Source organism: Roseibium sp. ROS1, assembly GCF_054658215.1.
Genome location: NZ_BAAGIG010000029.1, coordinates 1 through 690, shown reverse-complemented (window position 1 = coordinate 690; position 690 = coordinate 1). Strand labels below are relative to the sequence as shown.

General features: G+C 58.8%; 1 pseudogene. It reads right to left on the bottom strand.

The window, feature by feature from the left end:
- A pseudogene (locus tag ACYQ6M_RS30350) lies at window positions 1-690 on the bottom strand (VirB4 family type IV secretion system protein); the annotation flags it as partial.

Sequence of the window (690 nt, the reverse complement as noted above, 5' to 3'; positions counted from 1 at the left end):
GAGGTTCGCCGCCTCATCGATGAAGATGGAAAAACCGCCTTCGCCGTGTTTCGCGGCTGCGGAAATCGCAGCGGAGATATGCGCGACCACTGGCGGCCCCAGAACCGGGTCCATCAGGGCTTCGTTCATGTTGATGCCAACAAGAAACGACTTTTGCAGAAACCCGGTGATCTGATCGCGCGGGGCGTTGAAGACGTGGCTGAACTGGCCCTCGGCTCCGTCCTCACCGTTCACCCACTTGGCAAAGGCACGGCGGATCTCCGATTGAGCCGGGAAGGCCGCACCATAGATATTATCCAGCGTGCGCAAGCCCGGTTCCAGCTCGGCGGCCATGTCGAGCGCGGCATGAAGATAGTCGTCCATATCCTCATCGAACGCTTCGCCAAGCATGGCTTGCAGGATCAACCGCACCCGGTGCCGGGCGGACTTGTCGGTGAGATCGATATCGAGAGGATTGAGAGCTAAGTCCTGATAGCCCTGATAGATCCCGCCGAACGCCTCAATCATGAAGCGTGCGCCGTCCTTGGAATCGAAGACGTAGTTCCGCACACCGTGGAACTTTGCAAGTCCGCCAAGAAGGTGAAGGATCAAGGTAGACTTACCGCCGCCGGTCGGGGCGAACATGAGGTAGTTGCCCGGCGATTGCGGCTTGTCAGAAACATGGAACTGGAAGGCGTAGTTCTGGCCCGT